Raw genomic sequence first — 21,655 nt, forward strand, 5'->3', positions numbered from 1 at the left:
GGACGTTCCCACCTGGCCGAGGCAACGCGGTCGAAACTCACGTCAACGGAAAGTCGACGTATTTCTTGAAGCCCGAACGCGTCGCGATGCGCGAATACCACCGCTCGAGATTGGGCAGCGGCGGACGCTCGACGCCATCGAGCCCGAACCACCGCTTCGCGTACGCGCCGATCACGATGTCGGCCAGCGTGAACTTGTCGCTCTCGAGGAAAAAGCGTCCTTGCAGATGCGTGTCCAGCAGGTGCCACAGCGCGGTGACGTTGCGCACGTCGTCGGCGAGCTTCGCGGCGTCGCGCTGTTCCGGCGGCGTGCGCACAAGCGCCCAGAATACCGGCCGCTCCGCCGGTTGCAGCGTGGACAGCGACCAGTCCAGCCAGCGGTCGATGCTCGCGCGCAATTTCGGCTCGTCAGGATAAAGCGGGCTCGCCGCGCCGTATTGCAGCACCAGATAGCGCAAGATCGAGTTCGATTCCCACAGCACGAAGTCGTCGTCGACCAGCGTGGGAATCTTGCCGGTCGGGTTCATCGAAAGGTAGGCGGGTTCGTTGTTGCGCCCGAACTGCAGGCCCGCGTCGATGCGCTCGTACGGCAGCACCAGTTCATCGCAGCACCACAAGACTTTTTGCACGTTGACTGAATTCGCGCGTCCCCAGATCGTAATCATCCGGTCATCCTTTTTTGTCGACAGTTGGCAAGCCGCGCCTCGCGCGGCGTTCAACCAGTAACGATACACGATGCGCATGCTTTGCATGCGAGCGCGCCGCGCACGGCATGATGCGTTGCGTACAATGAGCGCACCGCAAAACGACGAGGCACCGCATGGCCCGCATTGTCCCCGACGACTGGAAGAGCCTCGCCGCCACCGGCGCGGCGGCGCGCGAACGCGAAACCCTTGCGCTGCTCGAAAAGGCGCTGCCTGAAAACTACACCGTCTATCACGGCGTGCACTGGACGCGTCTGAACCAGAACTTCTCGGTGTTCGGCGAGGCCGACTTCGTGATCGTCAGTCCCGCCGGACGCGTGATGATCGTCGAGCAGAAAACCGGCTTTCTGCGCGAAACGCCGAAGGGGCTCGTCAAGGTCTATCTGCAAACCGAGCGCAACGTGGCGATCGCGCTCGCGCATACCATCGAAGGCTTGCACCGGCGCTTTACCGCGGCATTCGGCGCGGGCACCTATTTCATCGAGGAACTGCTGTATTGCCCGGACCATATCGTGAAGGACGCGGCGATTGCGGGCGTGAATCCGGCGCGGATCGTCGACGCAACCCGGCGCGATCGCCTCGCCGCAGTGATTCGTGAAGCGCTGCCCGCCGACGAGCCGCGCCTGCCGTGCGCGTCGAAAATCCATCACTTTCTCGCCGATGAACTCGCGCTCACGCCCGACGCAAGCGCGCTCGTCGGTCAGGCGGGCACGCTCGTCACGCGGCTCGCAGGCGGCCTTGCAACGTGGGCGCGGCGGCTCGAGTTCTCGCCGTTCCGGCTGCGCGTGATCGGCACGGCCGGCTCAGGCAAGACGCAACTCGCGGTGCAGGTGATGAAAGACGCCGTCGCGCGCGGCCAACGTCCTTTGTATGTGTGCTTCAACCGGCCGCTCGCCGATCACATCGCGCGCGTCGCGCCGCCCGAGGCGAAGGTCGCGAACTATCATCAACTGTGCGACTGGATCGCGCGCGATGCGGGCCGTCAGCCCGATTTTCAATCGGGCCAGGTGTTCGATCAGCTCGAAGCGATGTTCGCCGAAACTCCAATCGACGCGCGCTGGCAATTCGACGTGCTGATCGTCGACGAAGGGCAGGACTTTCAGGAGCCGTGGGTCGCTGCGCTAGAACGTCTGCTGAGCCCCGGCGGCGCGTGGTGGTGGCTCGAAGATCCGCTGCAGAACCTGTACATGCGCGAACCGGTCGCCTTGCCCGGCTGGACGACGCTGAAGGAAACCACCAACTACCGCAGCCCGCGCGACATTCTCGATTACGTGCGCGAGGTGGTCGGCGGCTCGGTGTCGAGCGCGGCGGCGCTGGCGTCAGGCAGTCCGTTCGACGGCTCCGACATCTCCCTGTCCGTCTATGACGAAGCGAACGCGGCGGAGGGCGCCATTGAGGCGACCAAGCGCGCCATCACGCAGGCGCTGTCGCTCGGCTTTCGCAAGCAGGACATCGCAGTGCTGTCGTTTCGCGGACGCGAGGGCTCCGCGATGACCGCGCAGGATCATCTCGGCCCGCATCGGCTGCGCAGCTTCACGGGCAAGTACGATTTGTTTGGGAATCCGGAATATCGTGACGGCGACGTTCTGTTCGAGTCGATCTATCGCTTCAAGGGCCAGGCGGCGCCGTGCGTGATCCTTACTGAGGTCGACTTCGATACATTCGATGAGCGTATCGCGCGCAAGCTGTTTGTCGGCGCGACGCGCGCAACGATGAAGCTGATCATCGTCGCGTCGCAGCGTGCCGCGCGGCATCTGCATCTGCGTGACGCGAAGGACGGCAAGGAACGGGAGACGCGCGAAGCCTGACGCGCGCACTAGCTATTGCGCGAGTTCATGGGCAAGCGCGGGCCACGCGCGCGCGGCGACCAGCATGCCGCTGCGCGTGTGCGCGTCCCACCAGATCACGCGCAACAGCGGCGCTTGTTGCGCGATCAGCAAGGCCTGCACCGGATCGCTTTCCACAAAGTGCGTGACGCCGCCCGCAAGCGCCGCCGACGCCTTATGCGCGGCCGCGCCGGCCGGGCTTTCGTCGTGCGTGCCGGGCACGCGCATCACCAGTTGCATATGGTCGAAGCCATGCCGCTCGAGCCAGGCCTCGGTACGCGCGCGGTCCGTTTCCGGCCGGCCGGTGATGATCGTGCGAACGCGTTGCAGGTCGATGCCAGGCAGCACCTCGAAGGGCAGCAGCGCGTCGCGTTCGAGCAGCGCGGCAGCGAGGTCTTCGTCGTAGCGCGCGAGCGGCACGTCGGGAAGCAGAATGCCGTCGAGATCGATTGCGTAGGTTGCGTAGTGATGGTCGTCCGCCATCGCGGGCGCTTCGCCGGCTTCAACGCGCGCCCAGTCGTCGCGATAACGCTGCGTGTAGGCCTGGCGCTCCCACGGAAATAGCGCGAAGTAGCCGCGTGCGTCGATCGCGTAGTCGGGCTGCGTGCGGCTCAGGTCGTCGACCGCGCCGGTCAGCGTCCTTACCACAAGGCCATGCTGCTCGAGGAACGCGATGCAATCGACGAGCGTAAAACCGCGTCCCGCAATGTCCTCGCACAGCAGCACCTTCGAGCCGGCGGGCGGAATCGGCAGCGTCGAGTCCCACGCAACCTTGCGCGACGCGCGGTCGTAGCGCAGAAACGCAACCGGCGCGCCGGCCGAATGCGAAACCATCAGCGCGAGCGGCGCACCGCCGCGCAGAATGCCGATTGCCATCGCAAAACCTTCGGCGAGCAACGCGGGTTGCAGCGATTCAATCCAGTGATCGAGTTGCTCGTACGTGAGGGGCAAAACCGGCTTGTTCATAACGCTCGTTGAGTCGCTTAACGCGAGTGAGAAGGCGGCCGCCCAGCGGCGCGACGCGCTAGCGAAGGGCGCTTTAGCGAGCCTTCGTTTTTTCCTGCAAAGAATTTTGACATATTATGCATGCCGTTCGGCAATCGCGCGTCGGGGTGATGCGCGTTACGGCAAGCCGGGGCGCTGCGTTCCGCGAGAGCGGCGGCGCCGCAAAAGAACAGCTACGGATAAAAAGAAATGACCAAAGCGACAGCAACAGTGCAACGAGGATTCGGCGCGCCTGCGAGCGTGCGCTGGGCAATGGGGTTGATCCTCGCGCTGACCGCGTGGAGCGTGCAGGCGCAGACGGACGCGACGGCGCTCGCGCTCGACGTCACGGGAAAAATCGGCAAGACCAACGACGCCGCGCACCGTTCCTATCACTTCGACGAGGCTCAATTGCTGGCGCTGCCGGCTCGTTCGATCACCACCTCGACCACATGGACGCCGCGTTCGAGCTTCACAGGACCGCTGCTGGCGGATATTCTGAAGACGGTCGGCGCGTACGGCACGCAGATCGAGATTCACACACTCGACGACTATACGTACACGGTGCCCGTATCCGATTGCGACCGCTACGGCGTTGTATTGGCGTACAGCATCAACGGCCGGCGTCTAAAAATCAGCGACTTCGGTCCGCTGTTTCTCATCTACCCGCGCGATGCGTTCCCCGATGAACTCACGGGCGCCTCGGGCGATTCGAAATTCGTATGGCAGATCAAGGCACTCATCGTCAAATAAAGCGCCGTCCTGGGCGCCGGTTTTTTTATGTGCTGATCTGGCTCACCGCGCTTGCGGCGCCCGCCGGCGCGATCGGCTATCTGCTCTACGCGAACCTGCTCAATCCCGACACGACCGAGTCGCTGACGGGCTCTTACGACGGCTTCTACTGGGACGCGGCGCAGTTGCAGATCGCCTACGCGCGCTTCGAGAACCAGTTGCTGTTGTATCAGGCCGGCGTCGACGACGATTACCCGCGGCTCACGTTGCGCTATCAGTTGCTGCAATCCAAGTTGCATGTGATGGAAGGCTCGACGCGCCGGCTCACCACGCAGGTCGCGCTGGTGCAGCGGCAACTGGATGAAATCCACGCGCTCGACCGCATGCTCGCCGGTCTCGCGCCTGACGTCGCCGCGCTGCCGACCGATCGGGGCGGCGTCAACCGCATCGTCGCGCAATTGCGCCAGCACTGGAACGAGGTCAACGATCTCGCGCTGAGCCGCCGTTTCGCCGATGTCGCCGACCGCGAAGCGATGAACCGCGACTTCATCGACAAGCGGCGGCTGCTGTTTGCCGGCGGCATGATCCTGCTGCTGCTGTCCGCGGCGGCCACGTTGCTGCTCGTGGTCAACGGCCGGCGCCGCACGCGTCTCATGCATCAGCAGCACGCGGCGCTTCAGGCCGAGCACCAGGCGAGCCGCGCGGCGCGCGAGGCGAGTCTCGCGAAAGACGCGTTTCTCGGCATGATCAGTCACGAGCTGCGCACGCCGTTGCATGCGATCGTGTCGTCGATCGAATTGCTCGGCTTCAACTATCACTCCGAAGCCGACCGCAAGGTGATTCAGCGGCTCGAAACCGCGGCGCGGCATCTCGAAGCGCAGATGAAGGACCTGACCGATTACGCACGGCTCGGCGCCGGCAAGCTCGAACTGCGTCACGAGCATTTCGAGCCGCGCGAGTTGCTGGCGTCGATCGTCGACGAACATGCGATGTCCGCGGCCTCGCGCGGCCTCAAGCTCGAAAGCGAGGCAAGCGGCGTGACGGGTCTCGTCGATTCCGACCCGCACCGCATTCGCCAGATCGTCAACAACCTGGTGACCAACGCGATCCGCTATACGGAAACCGGCACGGTGCGCGTGAAGCTGATGCAGCGGCCGGCGCTATTGAGCTTCGTGGTCAGCGACACGGGGCCGGGCGTTCCCCAGGCGCAAATCCCGCTGATTTTCGAGGAGTTCACGCAACTGGACGGCTCGCGTACGCGCCGCTTCGAAGGCGCGGGCATGGGCCTGACTATCGTGCAAGGACTCGTGCGGCTCTTTGGCGGCACCGTCGAAGTCGCGAGCGTGGTGGGCGAGGGCACGACTTTCACCGTGACGATTCCGGTCACGCCGGTCGCGCCCGCGCCTTCGCGCGACGCCGCGGCGCAAACGGAGCCGGGCGACGCGCGGCCAGGCGTGCTGATCGTCGACGACAACCGGCTGATTCGCGAGTCGCTCAGCGAGATGGTCGCGCACATGGGCTACGACGCGCACGCCGTCGCCAACGCCGACGATGCGCTCGCGTGGCTCGACGCGCGCCGCTGCGATGTCGTGCTGCTCGACCTGCATATGCCGGGGCGCGACGGCTACGCGCTACTCGCGGATCTCGCCGCGCGCGGCGGGCCGTCGTCAGGCGTGCCGGTGATCGTGGTCAGCGCTTATGCGCCGGAGCCCGGCGAACAACAGGAGGAAGAGAGAAGCGGCGCGCAGCCGTTCTTTGAAGCGTTATTAAAGCCAGTACATTACGGCGATCTGCGCAACGCATTGCAGCGCGCGCTGGCTTCGCGGCATACCGCGTGAGGCGCCGCCCACAAGCCTGGGCACAAGCCCAGGCGCAGGACTACTGCCTCAGGGCCGATTCAGCCGTTTCGACAGATCGGCGACGAGAATCGCCATCCGCGCGGGCTTTTCATAGCAGGCGACGTCGTAATTGCGGATCACCTGGCTGATCTCCGACTCGCTCGCCTTGCCGGTCAGCAATTCGCCTGTCAGAACGAAGATCGGCGCGTCAGGATTTTCCGACGCCCGCACCGCGCGAATCGCGGCCGCCGAGGTTTGCGAACCGAACAGCCAGTCGATCACGATGCCGTCGAACACCTGCGTTTGCAGTTGCTCGGCAAAGGCCGCGAGTCCGTAGATCGCCACGGCGGCAAAGCCGCTGCGCTCGAGGTAATCGCGCAGATTGTCGGCGCTCGCGTGATCGTCGTCGACCACGGCGATGGTCGGCTTGTCGGTCTCGGCGCGGCGCGGATAGATCTCGATCTTGTGGACTTCGTACGCGCTTTGATAGAGCGCGCCGTCGTGCCGCGCGACGCGCCACTGGCCGAGCTTCGAGTAGGCGACGAAGTCCGGGCGGCTGCCGGGTTCCAGCGCCGCGCCCACCCAGGCGGTGCACGGCAATTCGATCGCGCCGATGCAGAACACGGCTTCCTGCGCGATCGCGCCGACCATGCCGGGGTCGAGCGACTGCGCGCCGAAGAGCTGCGCGGCGGGCTCGCCGTACACCTCGGCGACCTTCTTGATTTGCGACAGCGTCCACGGGCTATTGCCGCGCAGCTTGCGGTGCCCTTGCGAAAAGCTCAGATCGAGGATGCGGCAAAGTTCTGTGGTTTGCTGTCGCTTGCCGATTCCGTGCCGGCTCATCAACTCGCGCACGCGCTCTGCGACTGCGATGGAGTCAGGTGAGTGTGTTTCGTTGGTCATACTGCGTGAGAATCCGCCGTCTTAAAGGGCTGTGGTGGGCGATACGGCAGGCGTAACGCGGCCATGCATCATGGACACGGCGCGACGCAGCTACGCGGGGGACAGCAAATGTACCGCAAAAAACATCGCGGTCGGCTTTTTGTGTTATGCGCTTTGCATAACCCCATTTTACCGATGAAACCGGGCCATATCCACCCAGGGCTCTTGCGAACGCGGTCAGTTCGCCGGCATCTTGGCGAGTTTGGCCGCCGAGTTCCTCAGTCCTTTGAAGATCCGCTCGGCAACCCTGGCCGGAAACCGTTCCGGCAAATCCGCCGAGACCTGGTCGATCACGTTCGGCGTCTGTTCGATGAGGCGCTCGATCAGCGGTTCGGCGCTCGCGCCGTACGAGCATTTGAGCGCCATCGTGTTGAAGTGGCGCCGCTGCACGTCGCGAAACGCGTCGTGCTTGCTGCGCGACCACATGCCCATCGCAAGGCGCGCCTTGAACCACGACCACTGGTTCGGCCCGCTGCCTTCGACGGGCCAGATCGACATGACGTCGTAAAGCGGCGTCAGCCGGTATTGGCCGCCCGCAAGCAGGCGAATGCTGAAGTTCTTCGCGTGGCCGTCCGGCGCGGCGAGCATCCAGAAGAGAATCTGGCTGGCGAGCAGCGTTTCGATGTCCTGCGCGGCCGCAACCGACTGCTGCAAAACGCGCGCGAGGTCGAGCACGCCGGGACCGCCTTCATTTTCATACTTGCGATGCGACGGCACGCCGTACACCTGGCAAAAATCCTCTTGCGGCAGGCGCAACAGCCATTGCCCGCTCGAATGCAGTTGCCGGTCGAAGCGCTCGACGCTCAGCACGCGCTGTTTGCCGAACGTCACGACTTCCGTGTTCGCGACCGGCAAACCGTAGGCGCGCAGGATGCGCAGGCACAGCCATTCGTTCTCGACCGAGGTGCTGAGATCGGCCAGCTTGTTGCCGACGAGTCCGAGCGGCAGCTTGAAGATATGCGTGGTGGGCGTCGCGCCGTGCGGCCGCTTCCATTGTCCTTCGTGCCACAGCAGCGCGGTTTTTTCCTGCGCGCCGGCGAGGGAGATGCGGAAATCGTCGTCGCTTTGGTCCGCTGCGCCGAGCGTGGGCGCGCTCACCGTGCGCGTCAGCATGGTCTCGATTTCGGCCTCCGAGAGCGGCGTACCTTCGATCCGGTCGACGTGCTCCGGCACGTCGTCTTCGGGCAGCAACTGCACCGCGCCCACGCAATCGCGGCCGATGGCTTGCAGCAGATCGAAGGCGTCGAGCGTCTCGGTCTGATAGCGCTGCGCGATGCGCTTTCTGATGACCTCGCTGTCGGGCAGCAGGTTGTCGAAGTAATTGAGGACGCGCGGCCCTTTGTGCGCCAGGTTGCCGGGCGCGAAAGGCAGCGAGAGCGACAACGGCCTGCCGGCAGGCGAGGCGATCCACGCTGCGTCGTAGGAAAATTCCATTGGACCGCGCGCCGGAATCCGCCAGACGCCGACGCGCTCGCCGTTTGCCCAAACGGAAAGTGCGCGCGAATGTGTAGGGCGGGTCATGCTCACCACTCGATCAACGGCGCCGGCTCAAACTCCGGCTTGTTCTTGTCGCGCATTTGTAACTGCAGCCCGTAGGCGCCGCATAGCGCGAGCAGTTGAGCCACGGTCAGCGCGGCTGCGTCGGTTTCCCAGGTGGAAATGCGGCTTTGGCTCACGCCGACCCGCGCGGCGGCTTCCGCCTGAGTGAGACCTGCCTGCCGTCTGCTCGCGGCAAGCAACTGGGCGATCTGATTCGGGGTGGCAATGAGATGCAGCATGTCAAATATCCGTTTGGCGAATAAATGCATTTTATTCGTCTCGCGGATATTTGGCAAATATTCGCGAGACGAATACGCGTGCAAAATATCTGCCACACGGATATTTGCCATTTATTCGTCTGGCAGATAATTTTCCCGCTCCGTCGTCCGTCCGCCAAACTCAATGCGGACGGGCTTTCCAGCGCTTTGCGCAGGTCGGCGTTGCAGGCAACCGCCTGTCCTGCGAAGATGATGTCCGCGCTTAAAACCTCCTTGCCCGATGACGACAACCTATCCGCTGCACGCCGGCTTCACCTCCGCCGACCAACCGTTTCCGCACGACGCCGACGTGGTGATCGCCGGCGCCGGCATCATGGGTTGCGCGGCGGCCTACTATCTGACGCGGCGCGGGCTGTCGGTGGTCGTGCTCGACAAGTCGCGCATTGCCGGTCAGCAGTCGTCGCGAGCGTGGGGTTTCGTGCGCCAGCAGGGCCGCGAATCGGCGGAAGTTCCGCTGATGATGGCGGGCATTCCGCTGTGGACCAGCCTCGAGCGCGAACTGGATTTCGATCTGGAGTGGCGTCAGGGCGGTTGCCTCTATGTCGCCACCGACGAGGACGACTGGACCTCGTTCCAGCAATGGATGGACGTGGCGCGGCAGCACGGGCTCGACACGCGCACGCTCGATCGCAAGCAGATCGACGCGGTGGTGACCGGCATGCAAGGCCCGGCGCTCGGCGGCCTCTACACGCCGAGCGACGGTCAGGCCGAGCCGCGCCGCGCCGCCGCCGCTTTCGCGGCGCGGGCCGCGCAAGCCGGCGCGCTTTTTTTCGAAGGCTGCGGCGTACTGGGCGTGGAACTCGCGGCCGGTGCGATTGCAGGCGTGGTGACCGAGCGCGGGACGGTCCACACGCCGCGTTTCATTTGCGCCGCGGGCGCGAGCAGTTGGCGTCTGCTGAAGACGCTGGGCCTCGAACTGCCGCAGCAGGCGGTGCGCGGCACCTGCATGCGCACGAATCCGTTGCCGCATGTGAGCGCGTCGACTTTCTGGGGCCACGGGCTCGGCGTGCGGCAGCGCGCGAACGGGGCGATCAATCTCGCCGACGACATGCAGGTCGACGTCGACATGACGCTCGGCCATTTTCGTGCGCTCAAATGGTTTCTGCCGGAGCTCAGGAGTCAGCGCGAGAAGTTCAGCTTTCATCTGAACGGCGCGTGTCTGCGCGACTTGCGTCAGCGTCTGCCGGGCGCCGTGCCGCCCGGCGAGCGCGTGCTGCATCCGCGCGATCCGCATCCGCAGCCGAACACAAGCCACGCGCCGCGCGCGCTGGCGAAGCTGCGCGCGCTCTTTCCCGCGTTGAAGGACGCGCAGGTGGTCGAGTCGTGGGCCGGCCTGATCGATGTGCTGCCCGACGGCATTCCGGTCATCGACGCGCCGCCGCAAGTCAGCGGTCTGACCATTGCCACCGGCTTTTGCGGGCACGGTTTCGCGATGGGCCCGATCGTCGGCAAGCTGCTCGCGGAGATCAACGACGGCGGGCAGCCGTCGCTCGACCTGTCCGCGTTCCGTTTGCAGCGTTTCTTCGACGGCACGATGCAGCGGCCTCGCAGCATGCTATGAGCGCGCCTGCCGACTTTCTCCGCCCGCATTTGTCCGATCACGTCAGCATGAACGAACCGACTTTGCGTCACGCCGGAGTTCCGTATTACACGCAGTGGGGCAGCCCCGACTGGGTGCGCGCTATCGTCGAGCGGGCAGCCGATCCTTGCGACGATCCCGGCTGGCAGACGAGCGGCTTCACGGACCCGCAGCGCTACCGTTTCTGGGCGAAGCGCCTTTGCGGGCTGACGTGCCTCGAATCGGCGCTCGATTATTGGCGTATCGAACACGCGCCGCGCGCCGCGCTGCTCGACGAAGCGTTGCGGCACGGCGTATATCGCATGCGGGATGACGGCGGCGTCGACGGCCTGATCTATCGTCCGTTTGCGGCATGGGTGCAGGAGGCGTTCGGCGTACGCGTCGACGTGTTGCCGCAGGCGTCCATTGAGGAAATCGCCGCGCGTCTCGATGCGCGCACGCTCGCCATCGTGTCGGTGAGCCCGGAGATCCGCTATCCCGACGAGCCGAACCAGCGCCAGGGCGGGCACCTCGTTTTGCTGCACGGACGCGATGCCGGCGGCGTGTGGTTTCACAATCCTTCGGGCATCGGGCCGCAGCAGGCGGACGTCTATCTGCCGTTCGCGACGATGACGCGGTTCTACGCCGGACGCGGGATGACGCTCAGTTGGCCGGGGCGCTGAGCGGCGGCAAGCCGCTGCCGATCAGGCCCGTTTTCTGCTCGACCGTCCGTATCGACATCTGCGATACAGGACCCGACATGAAGAAAACTCAAGCCCTGCTCGCCGCGAGCCTTGTCGCACTCAGCACCGTCGGCGCGGCGCATGCCGCCACCCACGATGAACAGGCCAAGGCCTGCCGCGGCGACGCCATGCACTTTTGCGCGTCCGAAATTCCGAACAAGGCGAAGATCACGGCGTGCATGAAGCAGCACGTCGACGAACTGAGTCCGCCTTGCCGCGCGATGTTCAAAGGCGGCAAGAAGTCCGGCGACAGCGACGGGAAGTCGACCGCGGCGCAATAAATCCGCTTCGAGCGAATGAGCATGCGCGACGCGCGGGGAAGCGCCTCGCGCATCGGCGCGGCATGCCGTGATGCGCTGCGCACGCCGTCCCGCGTCGTAGAATCGGTTATTCCGACTGCGACCACCTACCCGCCCATGACCCGTCCGACCACGCAGATCTTCGACGCCGACGCGACCGCGCGGCTCACACCGTATGCCGCGCTCGTCGACGCGTTAAAGCGCGCCAGCATCGACTACGCGCAGCGGCGCATAGCGAGTCCCGAGCGCCTCGTCGTGCCGCTCAACGAAGGCGGCGTTCTGCTGTCGATGCCCGCGACCGCGCCGGACCTCGCGATCCACAAGCTGGTCAACGTGTGCCCGCGCAACGGGCCGCGCGGCTTGCCGACCATCCACGGCCAGGTGATGGCATTCGACGCCGACACCGGCGAGACGCTTTTCATCCTCGACGGCCCGACGGTGACCGGCCGCCGCACCGCGGCCATGTCGATGCTCGGTGTCGCCACCTTTGCCGCGGCCAGGCCGCGCGAGTTTCTGCTGATCGGCACGGGCACGCAGGCGCTCAATCATCTGCAAGCGATCGGCGAGCTCTATCCCGAGGCGCGCGTCTGGGTGAAGGGCAGTGCGCCGGCGCGCGCCGAGGCGTTTTGCGCCGCGCATCGCGGCAAGGTGTCGGAGTTGCAGCCGCTTGCGCAGCCCGACGCGCCGCTGCCGGAATCGATCGACACGGTGATTGCGCTGACCACGAGCCGTCAGCCGGTTTACGACGAGGCGGCGCGCGCGGGGCGGCTCGTGATCGGCGTCGGCGCGTTCACGCCCGAGATGGTGGAAATCGGCGCGCGCACCATTGCGGGCAGCGCGCTTTTCGTCGACGACGAGGCGGGCGCGAAACACGAGGCCGGCGATTTCATCCAGGCCGGCGTGGATTGGGCCAGCGTGCGCGGCATTGCTTCGGTGCTGGACACGTCTGCTCGGGCGCCTGCCCAAACACCGATCGTTTTCAAAAGCGTCGGCTGTGCGGCGTGGGATCTGGCGGCCTGCCGCGTCGCGCGCGAGGCGTGGTCGCGCGGATAAGCGAGCGACAGCGAGAGGCTCGCGCCAGAAAAACGCCTTAAAAACAGCGCCTTGCCGCCCGCGTTGGCATATTGCGCCAACGTGCGGCGCATGTTGCCGTGCAAACAATCGCAAAACGTTGCACCATAGGCGTTTGCCGGAAAAACCTGCCGATGGGTGCCGTCAGGCCCAGCATCGGCTTCTTCCGCCTTTGCCCAGGGCCAGCGGTTGTCGCTGGTTCTTCGGCATCCGACGACGCCTTCCTTCTCACCACGCTGCGACCGCGCTATGACGACTCAACACGCTTCTGCGACTCCCGAGCTTCCGCTCGACATGATCATCTTCGGCGGCACCGGCGACCTGTCGTTTCGCAAGCTGCTGCCCGCGCTGTACATGGCGCATCTGCATTGCAATTTGCCGCCCGAGACGCGCATTCTCACGATCGGGCGCAAACCCTGGTCGCGCGAGGAATACATCGCCGAGTTCATGGAGCAGAAGGCCAAGCCCTTCATCGAAAAGAAAGCGTTCGATGCCGCCGCGTGGGACAAATTCCTCGCGCTGTTCGAATACGTGCGCATGGACGTCGATTCGGCCGACGACTATCTGCGCCTGAGGGAAGCATCGCGCGACGGTGTGCGCCGCGTCTTTTATCTGGCGACGTCGCCGGATCTCTTCATGAACATTTGCGAGAACCTCTCGGCGGCGGAACTCGTGGACGACCAGTCGCGTGTCGTGCTCGAAAAGCCGCTCGGTCACGATCTCGCGTCCGCGCAGGAGATCAACACGGCGGTCGGCAAGCATTTCAACGAAGCGCAGATCTACCGGATCGACCATTATCTCGGCAAGGAAACGGTGCAGAACCTGATGGTGCTGCGCTTCGGCAATCCGATTTTCGGGCCGCTGTGGCAGGCGCCGTACATCAAGCGCGTGCAGATCACGGTCGCGGAAACGGTCGGCGTGGGCAGCCGCGCCGGCTTCTACGACAAGACCGGCGCGCTGCGCGACATGGTGCAGAACCACCTGCTGCAACTGCTGTGCATCGTTGCAATGGAGCCGCCCGTGTCGCTCGATCCCGATGCGGTCCGCGACGAAAAGCTCAAGGTGTTGCGCTCGCTGCGGCCCATGACGCCCGAGGACATCGCCCGCGATACCGTGCGCGGCCAGTACACGGCCGGCGCGGTCGACGGCGAGGCGGTGAAGGGCTACCTCCAGGAAGAGAATGTGCCGGCCGGCAGCCGCGCCGAGACCTTCGTCGCGTTGCGCGCGCATATCAACAACTGGCGCTGGGCCAACGTGCCGTTTTTCCTGCGCACCGGCAAACGCATGCAGAAGAAGGTGTCGGAGATCGTCATCGAATTCTCCGACTTGCCGTTCTCCATCATTCCGAGCGGCGGGCGCAACTACGGCAACCGTCTCGTGATCCAGTTGCAACCGGAAGAGTCGATCCAGCTTCAGGTGCTCGCGAAGGAACCGGGCAGCGGCATGCATATGCTGCCGGTGAATCTGAACCTCGATTTGCAGCAGGCGTTCAGCGAGCGCCGCGCGGAAGCCTACGAGCGTTTGCTGATCGACGTGATCCGCGGACGCCTCACGCACTTCATGCGCCGCGACGAACTCGAAGCCGCATGGGCCTGGGCCGAGCCGATTCTCGAAGGATGGGCGAAGTCGGGCGAGCGGCCGCGCAACTATACGGCGGGCACGTTCGGGCCGGCTGCGTCGACGGCGCTGATGGCGCGTGAGAATGCTGTTTGGGCGGAGGAGTCGCAGTAAGTCAAGCACATGCGAGCGGCCGGCAATTGTCATTGCCGGCTTCTTTAGCGCAATGAAAAATGGCCTGCGCGATGCAGGCCATTTTTTTGTCCAGCGACGCGACGCGACGCGACGCGTCGCGTTATCGCGTTGCCGCGTTACGGCAGCGAAATTGTCAGCGTGGCCGATTGCGGCCCGAGCTTGACCACCTGCGAATACGGCGCCAACGTGCGCAACGTCTGATCCCGCAGATAGGTATTCAAGCCGAGATACGCAAGCAACCCAACCAGCGCGAAAACCGCGCCGATCGACCACAACGGCACTTCACGCTTCAGACGATGCGCGACCTGATCGGGCAGTGGCCAATGCGGCGCGAACGGTGCGCGCTTGCCCTTCATATGCGCGATTTCATCGCCGATGCGTGCCGTCAGATACGCGAGCTTCTCCGGTCCTTCGAGCAGATACTTGCCCTGGAAACCGAGCAGCAGGCACATATGGAACACTTCCAGCGATTGCAGCCGCGCTGCGCCTTGCGCCCGGCATTCCTCGAGATACTGGAAGAACTTCTCGCCCGCGAGCTGCTCGCCGAACAGCACCAGTTGCAGCGGCCGCCGTTCCCATTCGGTGCGGATGCTGAAGCTGGACGACAGCACCGACTCGTCGATCGCCGCACAGAACGCAAACTTCGATGCGTACACATCTTCCGCCGATGCGTTCAGCTTCTTCGCGCCACGCTCAAAGTCGCCGAGAAACTGCTGAATGCGTTGACTAAACTCATGCGCGTCGCCCGGCTCGCGGCCGTTCTTCAAAAGAAACAGCATGAAGAAGCCGTCGTACAGCAGGTCGAGCAGCGAGCGGACCTGATAGCTCGGCTCGGCCGCCGGAGCGGGCGTCGCGGCAGGCGTGCTGCCGCCAAAGAGTGAAGGCGCGTAGCTCATGATGTGACCGCGATCAGTTCAAGTTGAAGATCGTTGATGCCCGACGGCGCATAGATCATTGCCGATTGCGCCTGCAGCATGCGTTCGTACAGTCCGCCGCGCGGCTCGAACGAGAAGTAGCACGCGCCGGGTCGCACGGGAATGGCGGGCGGCACTTGCGGCGTGTAGACGAGCCGCACGCCCGGCATGGCCGAGAGCACGAGCTTGTCCACGTCGTCGGGAGCGCCGACCTTGAAGCGTGCCGGCACCGCTTCGACGAGCTCGGCCGTCGGCATGTCGGCGGACACGGCAATGTAGAACATCGTCTTGTCGTCGATCTTGCCGGAATCGAGCCGGCCCGCATGAAACGACGGACGCACTTCTTCGAGCGCGATCGCGAAGTAGCGCGTGGAGATCACCGTTTCGAGCAGATCGCGCAGGATCGTGTCGAGCCGCGCGAAGCCGGGGCCCGGATCGTCGTGACGATAGGCCGGCAGATCGGATAGCGCATAGCCCTTCGAGAACGTCATCAACTGGCCGGCCAGGCGCAGCAGTTCCTGAAAGAGCCGCTCGGGATGCAGCGCCGAATGCTGATACAGATGCGCAAGCGAAGCGAACGCCGCGCTCGCCGTGTGCAGCAGCCAGAACGACGCGATGTCGCCCGAACGGAACTCGATGATGTTCTTGGTCGGCTCGCGGTGAAAACCATAGAGCGCGTTGACCTTCGCCTGCAACGCGTCGATCAATTGGCGCAGCCGCTGATGCAGAACCGGCGACGCGTCGATGGCGAGACACGGCGGCACGAAGCTGTCGTCGATCTCGAAGCCCGACGTCGCCGTGCGGCGCACGCGCACGAGCGGCACCGACAGCAATTGATCGCGCGGCTCGCTATGCGCGATCAACTTGACGCTAGTCTTGAGGAACGTGATGTCGGCTTCGGCGGCGTCGGTGAAATGATCGGCGACGGGCGTCTGCTCGCTCACGTAGCGCGCGACGAAGCCCGCGCTGCTGTCCTGCGAATAGTTGGCGCCTGTCTCGCGCAGCGGATGCAGCGCGAGATAGAACGTGAATTCGTTGATGCCGTCGGGCAACGTGTCCAGCGCGATGGGCGGCGGCAGGTCGTCCGCTTGCGGCGCGGAGTAGAGCGCGCCGTCGGGAAACACCAGCGACAGTTCGCTCACGCGCAGCACGTTGCTGCTGAGCGCGTCGCGGTCGAAGCGCGCGGAGCGCACGCCCCAGTTGTACGGCTGGATGGCCTGGATCGACTCGAAGAGGCGCGCCTCGTGATAGGCGTCCTGACGCTGAAAATGCTGCGGCCTCAGAAACAGGCCTTCTCCCCAGAGCACTTTTGCGGAATAACTCATGTCAAACCTGTTATATGGGTTCAGCGTGCGGCGCGCCCGGAATAACCCGATTCGGGCGTCGCATTGTTAATTCTCTAGAAAATGTTAAATCGCAATGGTCCGGCATCTTTAACCGCAGCTGACCGAAGAAAGCATATTCAGCGGCTGTGCGGGCAATCCCTGTTCCGGCGGGATCACTGTGCCGTTGGTCACGGTCATTGCACAGTTATGCAGGCCGACCATTATGCCGGATTTCTCCGACTTCGCCGGGTCGAAGGCGAATTTCCAACGCTGCATGGCGGGATCGCGGAATAGCGCGACGATACCCAATGCCTGCGCTTCACGCGACACCTTTTCGGTAACAACGTAACGTTGGCCGGGGATTAGCGTCACTTCGCGCACGCTGAGCAGATCGCCGCCGAGAGTGGTCTTTTCCTTGCCGACATCGGTAAATGCGTCGAATGGCGCCTGCTGGAATGAAGTCGGATCTTTCAAAGCGTAAAGACGCACGACCAGCGCCAAAGGCCGTTTGTCATTTGCGGCATTCAGATTGGGCGCCGCATATAACGTGAGCGCGACATTGCGCGGCGGTTTCTGCGCGTCCGGCAGTTCCGGCTTACCGAGGCCGCTTGCCTGCAAAGCCGCGTTGGCAGCGGCTCCGAGCACCGTCACGCCCGCGGCGCAACCGCCCAGAAGGGCGCATAAGGCGGCGTGAGTAATCAATAGCGATGCATGGCGAACAAGACGCGAATTCATATACATCGACCGGCTGCCGCCGTCCCCCGTCTAAACATCAATAACGAAATCATTCCGGCGCGATTTCAGCAACTAATGCCGCTTTCTGCCGTTTACTGCCGCTCTACTGCCGCTCGATGCAACGCGCATGTAATGCCCATGCCGAGCGCATCTTTCGGTCCGCTAGTGGAAATTTTTGCCGGAGCGCGAGCTGCTACTATTGCGCCAGGAAACAATTTCTGCTCGTGTGGTTTTAAAGATCCACGCGTATTTTTTTCGTGCAATGCTTCTTCACATGAAAGTTGAATTATCGAAATTTGGCCTGTACTATACCCGCGCACTTGAAGCAAAGCAAAACTCCGGTTTCTCCTTGAATTAAAAAATCGCACGTCGGTGAAAAACGATGAATGACCGTCTGTTAGTAAAACTATCTGGGGTAGTGTTGGCTTGCGGCGTGATGGCCGGTTGCGCGACACAGGGCAACAACGCGGCAACCACACCGGAGGCTTTTAATAAGCAACTCGCGGACGCGGATACAGTGGCGAAAGGCGGCGATCAGGATCGCGCTATCGCGCTTTATCAGCAGCTTTCAAAATCCGATCCGACGCGCGAAGAACCGTGGTCGCGCATTGCGCAGATCCAGTTCGCACAAGGTCATTACGGGCAGGCTATCGTCGCCGCGCAAGAAGCGTTGCAGCGCGACCAGACCGATCGTCAGGCAAAGAGCGTGCTGGCCGTCGCGGGCCTGCGCGTCGCCACGCAATCGCTGGGTGAGTTGCGTCAGGACGCGTCGCTCGCAGGCGATGCGAAGTCGGACGCGCAGGCGCTCGCCAAGCAGTTGCGCGACACGCTCGGCGAGGCAACGCTGTTCCCGCCCGACCCGAACGACAAGCAGGCTCAGAAGAAAAAGCGCGTGATTCGCCGCGTCACGAAGAGCAAGGCCGTGGAAGCGCCGGAAGCAACCACCGGCGCCGCGGCCCCTGCCGCCACGCCGGCTGCTCCTGCCGCTCCCACTCCCGCACCTGCGGCGCCCGCAGCGCCCGCCAAGGCCGCGCAAAGCGGCGGCGCGTCAGATCCGTTCAGCGCGCTGCGCTGATCTTCACGCCTCACCATCAGCATTCGGGAGCCGACGATGGCGAAGAAAGAAAGCATACAGAAACGCTTGCAGAAAGTGCGGCCGCCCCGCGTGCAGCTCACCTATGAGGTGGAGCGCGGCGATGCGATCGAAGTGAAGGAGCTGCCGTTCGTCGTCGGCGTGGTGGCCGATCTGGCGGGGCAGTCCGAAGTCGAGCAGCCGAAGCTGCGCGATCGCAAGTTCGTCAGTATCGACCGCGATAATTTCGACGACGTGATGAAGGCGATCGAGCCGCGCGCGGCGTTTCAGGTCGAGAACCGCCTGAGCGAAGCCGGCGGCAAATTCGCAGTCGATCTGCGCTTCAAGTCGATGGCCGATTTCAGTCCGGACGAAGTGGTTGCGCAAATCGACCCGCTGCGGCGTCTGCTCGAAGCGCGTTCGAAGCTCGCCGATCTGCGCAACAAGCTGGCCGGCAACGACAAGCTCGAAGATCTGCTGTCCGAAGTATTGAACAACACGCAGCAGTTGCAGACGCTGGCGAAAGACCAGAGCAATGCGGCGAACCGGGACGGCGGCGCGCCGGATCAAGACAAGCAAGGCGAATAAGCACGGGGTGTGAGATGAACCAGCAAACGGCGGCAGCCCAACTCGCTACCGCGCAAAGCGGTACGGAATCCACGCTGCTCGACGAGATCGTCGAGAAAAGCCGCGTGGCGAAGTCCGATTCCGAGCATGCGCGCGCGAAAGACCTGATCGGCGAACTCGTGCGCGAGGTGCTCGACGGCACGGTGGTGGTCTCCGACAATCTGTCGGCCACGATCGACGCGCGCGTTGCCGAACTCGACCGGCTGATTTCCGCGCAATTGAGCGCGGTGATGCACGCGCCGGAATTTCAGCGCATGGAAAGCACGTGGCGCGGGCTCGACTATCTGTGCAAGGAGAGCAACACCGGTTCGACGGTCAAGATCAAGGCGCTGCATGCGCCCAAGCGCGACCTCGTGCGCGACTTCAAGACCGCGATCGAATTCGACCAGAGCGCGCTCTTCAAGAAGATTTACGAAGAAGAGTTCGGCACGTTCGGCGGCTCGCCGTTCGGCGCGATCATCGGCGACTTCGAAGTCACGCGTCAGCCGGAAGACGTGTACTTCATCGAGCAGATGTCGCATGTTGCGGCAGCCGCGCATGCGCCGTTTATCGCATCGGCGTCGCCTGAATTGCTCGGCCTTGAAACGTTTGCCGATCTCGGCAAGCCGCGCGATCTCGGCAAGGTATTCGATACCGTCGAATACGCAAAATGGAAGTCGTTCCGCGACTCGGAAGACTCGCGCTACGTCGGCCTCACGCTGCCGCGTTTTCTCGGCCGCTTGCCGTTCAATCCGAAAGACGGCGCCACCGCGGAAGGCTTCAATTTCGTCGAGGACGTGGACGGCACGGATCACAGCAAGTACCTGTGGTGTAACGCGGCATGGGCATTCGCCGCACGTCTCACGGCCGCATTCGACGACTTCGGCTGGTGCGCCGCCATTCGCGGCGTGGAAGGCGGCGGTCTTGTCGAAGATCTGCCGACGCACACGTTCAAGACCGACGACGGCGAAATCGCGCTGAAGTGCCCGACCGAAATCGCCATTACGGACCGCCGCGAAAAAGAACTGAGCGACCTCGGTTTTATTCCGCTCGTGCATTGCAAGAACTCCGACTATGCCGCGTTCTTCGCCGCGCAATCGGTGCAGAAACCCAAGAAATACAGCACCGACAGCGCGAATGCCAATGCGGTTCTCTCTGCGCAATTGCAGTACATCTTCTCGGTATCGCGCGTCGCGCATTACCTGAAGGCGATGATGCGCGACAAGATCGGCAGCTTTGCATCCGCGCAGAACGTGGAAGTTTTCCTGAACCGCTGGATCTCGCAGTACGTGCTGCTGGATGACAACGCAACTCAGGAGCAGAAAGCGCAGTTCCCGCTGCGTGAAGCATCGATCCAGGTCTCGGAGATTCCTGGCAAGCCGGGTGTTTATCGGTCCGTGGCGTTCCTGCGCCCACATTTCCAGCTCGACGAACTGTCCATTTCCTTGCGGCTCGTCGCCGATCTGCCGAAACCGGCCAATTCATAAACGAAGTCAGAATACCCGGGCGGGCCGCCCGGGGTAGCTGTTAAAACCACCTCTTTGGGGAGTCGATGAGTTATGAAGGACATCTATTTAAAATTCGGCAATCCGGCGATCAAAGGCGAGTCTGCCGATAAAGATCACGCTGGCTGGATCGAGATCGATTCGTGGAGCCACTCCATCACGCAACCGCGTTCGGCGACGGCTTCGACGGCGGGCGGTCATACGTCCGAGCGTTGCGAACACGCCGACATGCAGTTCACGAAAGACATCGACGTGGTGAGCCCGCTGATTTATCAGCATGCATCGGGCGGCACGACGTTCGACGAAGTCACCATCGACTTCATGCGTTCGGACGGCGAAGGCAATCGCATCAAGTACCTGGAAGTGAAGCTGAAGTACGTGATCATTTCGAGCGTGACGCCGAGCGTCGTCGGCGAAGGATTGCCGAGCGAGCAGTTCTCGCTGAAGTACGCCGCGGTGCAGTGGAAGTACACGCAGCAGAAGATCGGCGGCAATCAGGGCGGCAATGCGCAAGGCGCGTGGAGCCTGACGAAGAACGACAAGACGTACGCGGTGTAATGCACGGGCGCACGCCGCGGCGCGCATTGCCTGAAAAGGTTGGCGCGCGCGGCGTGCGCCTGTCATGAACCGCTTCTTCGGACGCCGATGAAACGCTTCGAGCCCAGCTTTCTCGACAAGCTGTTCGACGACGAACCGCATCTGCCGGCTTCACCGGCGATGCGGCAATTGTCGTTGGAGGAACTGAAGGCCACCGTCGCGCGCGACGTCGAGGCGATTCTCAACACGCGAATTGCGCTGACCGAGCATGAACTCGCGGCCTTGCCCGAATGCCAGCGCTCGGTGCTGACCTATGGTCTGAACGACTTCGCGGGTTTGAGTCTCGCGAGTCACTATGACCGCACGTTCATTTGCAAATCGATTCAGCAGGCCATTGCACGGCATGAGCCGCGCTTGCAGCAGGTATCGGTCACACTCGAACTGAACGAACAATCGACCAACGCGCTTTATTTCGCGATTCAGGCGTTGCTGGTCGTTCATCCGGCAGAAGAACCGGTCAGTTTCGATGCGATGTTGCAGCCGTCCACATTGCAATACTCGGTGACGCGCGCACGCGCGAAACTGTAGACGCTGTTTTGTTTAATACGCTTGGCTTCAATACCGCCTGAGCGCCGCCGTGACGCGCAACGGCGGCATTAGTTCAGGCGTAGAGGGTTCGGGTTCGGGGATAGATCG

At 63.5% G+C, this 21,655-nt stretch carries 21 protein-coding genes; 13 read left to right on the forward strand and 8 right to left on the reverse strand.

All coding sequences use genetic code 11. The features are described 5' to 3' along the window. Positions 1-37: 37 nt before the first annotated feature. Positions 38-664 carry a glutathione S-transferase family protein gene (locus P0D87_RS18630; protein WP_006053226.1) on the reverse strand — a complete coding sequence of 209 codons (627 nt, stop codon included), beginning with the start codon at positions 662-664 and terminating at the stop codon, positions 38-40. A gap of 155 nt (positions 665-819) precedes the next feature. Between P0D87_RS18630 and P0D87_RS18635 the strand changes: the two genes are divergently transcribed. Further along, complete coding sequence (locus tag P0D87_RS18635) at positions 820-2,511, forward strand: ATP-binding domain-containing protein (RefSeq protein ID WP_053860259.1); 1,692 nt, start codon at positions 820-822, stop codon at positions 2,509-2,511. Between the two features lie 12 nt (positions 2,512-2,523). Here P0D87_RS18635 and P0D87_RS18640 read toward each other — a convergent pair whose 3' ends face one another. Further along, the gene (locus P0D87_RS18640; protein ID WP_053860260.1) at positions 2,524-3,495 is read right to left on the reverse strand and encodes a phosphoribosyltransferase; all 972 of its coding nucleotides are present in this window, start codon (positions 3,493-3,495) and stop codon (positions 2,524-2,526) included. A 228-nt stretch (positions 3,496-3,723) separates the two neighbouring features. On the opposite strand from P0D87_RS18640, the gene P0D87_RS18645 reads away from it, so the two are divergent. Both P0D87_RS18645 and P0D87_RS18650 read left to right on the forward strand, forming a co-directional pair. Beyond that, on the forward strand, positions 3,724-4,266 hold the full coding sequence (locus P0D87_RS18645) for a putative pterin-binding protein (protein WP_053860261.1): 543 nt from the start codon (positions 3,724-3,726) through the stop codon (positions 4,264-4,266). Further along, positions 4,236-6,083: an ATP-binding response regulator gene (locus P0D87_RS18650; protein WP_053860262.1), complete on the forward strand. Its 1,848-nt coding sequence runs from the start codon at positions 4,236-4,238 to the stop codon at positions 6,081-6,083. Before P0D87_RS18645 ends, P0D87_RS18650 begins: the two co-directional genes overlap by 31 nt. Positions 6,084-6,131: 48 nt before the next feature. On the opposite strand, the gene P0D87_RS18655 is transcribed toward P0D87_RS18650, so the two are convergent. The 3 genes from P0D87_RS18655 to P0D87_RS18665 form a co-directional block, all read right to left on the reverse strand. Continuing rightward, a complete protein-coding gene (locus P0D87_RS18655; protein ID WP_006053220.1) occupies positions 6,132-6,986 on the reverse strand; it encodes a helix-turn-helix domain-containing protein in 855 nt (284 codons plus the stop codon). A 216-nt stretch (positions 6,987-7,202) separates the two neighbouring features. Further along, positions 7,203-8,546, reverse strand: a complete 1,344-nt coding sequence (locus P0D87_RS18660) for a type II toxin-antitoxin system HipA family toxin (RefSeq protein ID WP_053860263.1) — start codon at positions 8,544-8,546, stop codon at positions 7,203-7,205. Between the two features lie 2 nt (positions 8,547-8,548). Continuing rightward, on the reverse strand, positions 8,549-8,803 hold the full coding sequence (locus P0D87_RS18665) for a helix-turn-helix domain-containing protein (protein WP_029968691.1): 255 nt from the start codon (positions 8,801-8,803) through the stop codon (positions 8,549-8,551). Between the two features lie 259 nt (positions 8,804-9,062). On the opposite strand from P0D87_RS18665, the gene P0D87_RS18670 reads away from it, so the two are divergent. The 5 genes from P0D87_RS18670 to zwf all read left to right on the forward strand — a co-directional run bounded on the left by P0D87_RS18670 (position 9,063) and on the right by zwf (position 14,244). Beyond that, positions 9,063-10,403 (forward strand): NAD(P)/FAD-dependent oxidoreductase, encoded by a 1,341-nt coding sequence (locus P0D87_RS18670; RefSeq protein ID WP_053860264.1) that lies wholly within the window; start codon positions 9,063-9,065, stop codon positions 10,401-10,403. A gap of 47 nt (positions 10,404-10,450) precedes the next feature. Then, positions 10,451-11,083, forward strand: coding sequence for a cysteine peptidase family C39 domain-containing protein (locus tag P0D87_RS18675; protein WP_044022070.1), 633 nt, complete (start codon positions 10,451-10,453; stop codon positions 11,081-11,083). A gap of 77 nt (positions 11,084-11,160) precedes the next feature. Beyond that, on the forward strand, positions 11,161-11,424 hold the full coding sequence (locus P0D87_RS18680; RefSeq protein ID WP_006053215.1) for a hypothetical protein: 264 nt from the start codon (positions 11,161-11,163) through the stop codon (positions 11,422-11,424). A gap of 135 nt (positions 11,425-11,559) precedes the next feature. Next, on the forward strand, positions 11,560-12,495 hold the full coding sequence (gene lhpI, locus P0D87_RS18685) for a bifunctional Delta(1)-pyrroline-2-carboxylate/Delta(1)-piperideine-2-carboxylate reductase (RefSeq protein ID WP_053860854.1): 936 nt from the start codon (positions 11,560-11,562) through the stop codon (positions 12,493-12,495). A 267-nt stretch (positions 12,496-12,762) separates the two neighbouring features. Beyond that, positions 12,763-14,244, forward strand: coding sequence for a glucose-6-phosphate dehydrogenase (zwf, locus tag P0D87_RS18690; protein WP_029968698.1), 1,482 nt, complete (start codon positions 12,763-12,765; stop codon positions 14,242-14,244). A 137-nt stretch (positions 14,245-14,381) separates the two neighbouring features. Here zwf and icmH read toward each other — a convergent pair whose 3' ends face one another. The 3 genes from icmH to tssJ form a co-directional block, all read right to left on the reverse strand. Then, positions 14,382-15,161, reverse strand: a complete 780-nt coding sequence (gene icmH, locus P0D87_RS18695; protein ID WP_029968700.1) for a type IVB secretion system protein IcmH/DotU — start codon at positions 15,159-15,161, stop codon at positions 14,382-14,384. Next, on the reverse strand, positions 15,158-16,504 hold the full coding sequence (gene tssK, locus P0D87_RS18700; protein WP_053860265.1) for a type VI secretion system baseplate subunit TssK: 1,347 nt from the start codon (positions 16,502-16,504) through the stop codon (positions 15,158-15,160). Before tssK ends, icmH begins: the two co-directional genes overlap by 4 nt. 108 nt (positions 16,505-16,612) lie before the next feature. After that, positions 16,613-17,239: a type VI secretion system lipoprotein TssJ gene (gene tssJ, locus P0D87_RS18705; RefSeq protein WP_029968704.1), complete on the reverse strand. Its 627-nt coding sequence runs from the start codon at positions 17,237-17,239 to the stop codon at positions 16,613-16,615. Between the two features lie 382 nt (positions 17,240-17,621). On the opposite strand from tssJ, the gene P0D87_RS18710 reads away from it, so the two are divergent. From P0D87_RS18710 to tssE, 5 genes are all read left to right on the forward strand, one after another. Continuing rightward, positions 17,622-18,314, forward strand: coding sequence for a tetratricopeptide repeat protein (locus tag P0D87_RS18710; RefSeq protein WP_082367163.1), 693 nt, complete (start codon positions 17,622-17,624; stop codon positions 18,312-18,314). Between the two features lie 36 nt (positions 18,315-18,350). Then, entirely contained in the window at positions 18,351-18,899 is a 549-nt protein-coding gene (tssB, locus tag P0D87_RS18715) for a type VI secretion system contractile sheath small subunit (RefSeq protein WP_006052925.1), read from the forward strand. A gap of 14 nt (positions 18,900-18,913) precedes the next feature. Further along, on the forward strand, positions 18,914-20,404 hold the full coding sequence (gene tssC / locus P0D87_RS18720) for a type VI secretion system contractile sheath large subunit (RefSeq protein ID WP_006052924.1): 1,491 nt from the start codon (positions 18,914-18,916) through the stop codon (positions 20,402-20,404). Between the two features lie 72 nt (positions 20,405-20,476). Continuing rightward, complete coding sequence (locus tag P0D87_RS18725) at positions 20,477-20,980, forward strand: Hcp family type VI secretion system effector (RefSeq protein ID WP_006052923.1); 504 nt, start codon at positions 20,477-20,479, stop codon at positions 20,978-20,980. A gap of 87 nt (positions 20,981-21,067) precedes the next feature. Further along, positions 21,068-21,547: a type VI secretion system baseplate subunit TssE gene (gene tssE / locus P0D87_RS18730; RefSeq protein ID WP_006052922.1), complete on the forward strand. Its 480-nt coding sequence runs from the start codon at positions 21,068-21,070 to the stop codon at positions 21,545-21,547. The last annotated feature ends 108 nt before the right edge of the window (positions 21,548-21,655 follow it).

The organism is Paraburkholderia sp. RL17-368-BIF-A (genome assembly GCF_046054045.1).
GTDB classification, from domain to species: Bacteria; Pseudomonadota; Gammaproteobacteria; order Burkholderiales; family Burkholderiaceae; genus Paraburkholderia; species Paraburkholderia graminis.

What these genes read in the sequence shown, in the direction of transcription:
- P0D87_RS18630 (WP_006053226.1), bottom strand. Translation starts at nt 664, where the DNA reads ATGATTACGATCTGGGGACGCGCGAATTCAGTCAACGTGCAAAAAGTC.
- P0D87_RS18635 (WP_053860259.1), top strand. Translation starts at nt 820, where the DNA reads ATGGCCCGCATTGTCCCCGACGACTGGAAGAGCCTCGCCGCCACCGGC.
- P0D87_RS18640 (WP_053860260.1), bottom strand. Translation starts at nt 3,495, where the DNA reads ATGAACAAGCCGGTTTTGCCCCTCACGTACGAGCAACTCGATCACTGG.
- P0D87_RS18645 (WP_053860261.1), top strand. Translation starts at nt 3,724, where the DNA reads ATGACCAAAGCGACAGCAACAGTGCAACGAGGATTCGGCGCGCCTGCG.
- P0D87_RS18650 (WP_053860262.1), top strand. Translation starts at nt 4,236, where the DNA reads ATGGCAGATCAAGGCACTCATCGTCAAATAAAGCGCCGTCCTGGGCGC.
- P0D87_RS18655 (WP_006053220.1), bottom strand. Translation starts at nt 6,986, where the DNA reads ATGACCAACGAAACACACTCACCTGACTCCATCGCAGTCGCAGAGCGC.
- P0D87_RS18660 (WP_053860263.1), bottom strand. Translation starts at nt 8,546, where the DNA reads ATGACCCGCCCTACACATTCGCGCGCACTTTCCGTTTGGGCAAACGGC.
- P0D87_RS18665 (WP_029968691.1), bottom strand. Translation starts at nt 8,803, where the DNA reads ATGCTGCATCTCATTGCCACCCCGAATCAGATCGCCCAGTTGCTTGCC.
- P0D87_RS18670 (WP_053860264.1), top strand. Translation starts at nt 9,063, where the DNA reads ATGACGACAACCTATCCGCTGCACGCCGGCTTCACCTCCGCCGACCAA.
- P0D87_RS18675 (WP_044022070.1), top strand. Translation starts at nt 10,451, where the DNA reads ATGAACGAACCGACTTTGCGTCACGCCGGAGTTCCGTATTACACGCAG.
- P0D87_RS18680 (WP_006053215.1), top strand. Translation starts at nt 11,161, where the DNA reads ATGAAGAAAACTCAAGCCCTGCTCGCCGCGAGCCTTGTCGCACTCAGC.
- lhpI (WP_053860854.1), top strand. Translation starts at nt 11,560, where the DNA reads ATGACCCGTCCGACCACGCAGATCTTCGACGCCGACGCGACCGCGCGG.
- zwf (WP_029968698.1), top strand. Translation starts at nt 12,763, where the DNA reads ATGACGACTCAACACGCTTCTGCGACTCCCGAGCTTCCGCTCGACATG.
- icmH (WP_029968700.1), bottom strand. Translation starts at nt 15,161, where the DNA reads ATGAGCTACGCGCCTTCACTCTTTGGCGGCAGCACGCCTGCCGCGACG.
- tssK (WP_053860265.1), bottom strand. Translation starts at nt 16,504, where the DNA reads ATGAGTTATTCCGCAAAAGTGCTCTGGGGAGAAGGCCTGTTTCTGAGG.
- tssJ (WP_029968704.1), bottom strand. Translation starts at nt 17,239, where the DNA reads ATGAATTCGCGTCTTGTTCGCCATGCATCGCTATTGATTACTCACGCC.
- P0D87_RS18710 (WP_082367163.1), top strand. Translation starts at nt 17,622, where the DNA reads ATGAATGACCGTCTGTTAGTAAAACTATCTGGGGTAGTGTTGGCTTGC.
- tssB (WP_006052925.1), top strand. Translation starts at nt 18,351, where the DNA reads ATGGCGAAGAAAGAAAGCATACAGAAACGCTTGCAGAAAGTGCGGCCG.
- tssC (WP_006052924.1), top strand. Translation starts at nt 18,914, where the DNA reads ATGAACCAGCAAACGGCGGCAGCCCAACTCGCTACCGCGCAAAGCGGT.
- P0D87_RS18725 (WP_006052923.1), top strand. Translation starts at nt 20,477, where the DNA reads ATGAAGGACATCTATTTAAAATTCGGCAATCCGGCGATCAAAGGCGAG.
- tssE (WP_006052922.1), top strand. Translation starts at nt 21,068, where the DNA reads ATGAAACGCTTCGAGCCCAGCTTTCTCGACAAGCTGTTCGACGACGAA.